At 71.3% G+C, this 1,413-nt stretch carries 2 protein-coding genes and 1 pseudogene; all 3 read right to left on the bottom strand.

Annotation, left to right across the window (positions count from 1 at the left end; all coding sequences use genetic code 11):
• Positions 1–736 (bottom strand): IucA/IucC family protein (locus tag IE312_RS40710; protein WP_306419772.1); only part of this gene is annotated, 736 nt, incomplete at its 3' end.
• A complete protein-coding gene (locus IE312_RS18330; RefSeq protein ID WP_189983080.1) occupies positions 733–1,275 on the bottom strand; it encodes a GNAT family N-acetyltransferase in 543 nt (180 codons plus the stop codon). The genes IE312_RS18330 and IE312_RS40710, both read right to left, overlap by 4 nt.
• Positions 1,272–1,413: pseudogene (locus IE312_RS40715) on the bottom strand (alcaligin biosynthesis protein); the annotation flags it as partial. The gene IE312_RS18330 and the pseudogene IE312_RS40715, both read right to left, overlap by 4 nt.

The following is a 1,413-nucleotide window of genomic DNA, read 5'->3' on the forward strand; positions in this document are numbered from 1 at the left end:
CGCTCAGCTTGTTCCACCACTGCCAGGGGTGGACCGGGATGAACAGGTAGTCGGCCGGGTCCAGGCCCCGGTCGGTGAGGACGGCACGGAACCGCTCCACCGTCTTCTCGCCCAGCTCCGCGCGCAGGAACGACTCGTACTCGATCCCGGCGCCGGCCGTGAACGCGGCCCGCGAGCGGTGGGCGGCCAGCCACACCAGCCGGACCGGGCTGGCCGTCTCGGGGGCGTACGCCAGGTACTCGTGGATGCCGAAGCCGAGCCGCCCGTTGTTCGCGACGAAGCACGGGTGGCCCTCGGTCATCCCGGTCTCGATGTCCTGGAAGCCGGCGCGGGCCAGCTGGGCGGAGGTCGGCCGGGGCTCGGCGAGCTTGTAGCAGGTGCCCGACAGGGTCGAGGAGATCTCCTCCAGGTACACCGGCAGGATCTCGTCGCTCAGCCCCAGGGACTGGCGCAGCTCGATGAAGAAGTCCAGCGCGGCCAGCGGAAGTTCGGCGCCGTCGCGGTGCCGGGTGAGGGAGTCGGGGTCGATCTGCCAGTGGTCCAGGGCCCGCCGCACGGCCCGGAACCGGTAGCGGGTGAGCCCGTCGTCACTGCGGACGACGTACCCGTCGCCGTCCTGCTCGGGGGTGAGCAGGCGCTCGTGCGCGAACTCGGCGAGCGCCTTGCGCAGCAGCAGCCGGTTGGCGGTCGCCCAGCGCTCGGGGGACAGGTGCGCCACGGCGTCGGCGAGGGTCATGCGGTCACCGCCTTCTCGAACTGTGCGCGGGTGCAGAAGCTCAGCAGGGCCCGCTTCTCCGGTTTGTCGATCTCCCGCTCGGGCACGAACCCGACGGCCGCGTTCAGGGCGTGCACGGCCGTGTTGCGGACGTCCGGTTCCACGACGACCCGCCGGACGGCGGGGTCCTCGAAGAGGTGGCGCAGCACGGCGGTGATGACGGACCTGGTGAACCCGTGCACGGGGGTGTCGGTGGCCGGGGTGAGGAAGTGCATGCCGACATCGCCCGGCCGCGGCTCGTACAGCCCGGCCAGCTCCCGGTGCGCGGGGTCGTACCGCTCCATCAGGAAGGCGGGCGTGCCGTCCCCGGCGAGACCGAGCAGCGCGTGGTGGTGCTCGTCCGCCGCGATCTCCATGTAGGCGCGCTCGACGTCCTCGAGCCGCGCGTCCTGCATCATCCAGAAGGCGGCCTTGGGATGGGTGACCCAGGAGTGCAGCAGTTCGGCGTCCGTCAGCGGGTCGACGGGACGGAAGGTGAAGGTCGGGGGCGTGCCGGTCATACCGCGAACTCCTGGAAGGCGACGGTCTTCTCGACCGGGTAGTACTCCGTGCCGAGCAGCTCCCGGATGATGTACGCGTTCCGGTACGCGCCCATGCCCAGGTCGGGGCTGGTGATGCTGTGCGTGTGGACGCCGGCG

The sequence above is a fragment of the Streptomyces capoamus genome, assembly GCF_014654935.1.
GTDB classification, from domain to species: Bacteria; Actinomycetota; Actinomycetes; order Streptomycetales; family Streptomycetaceae; genus Streptomyces; species Streptomyces capoamus.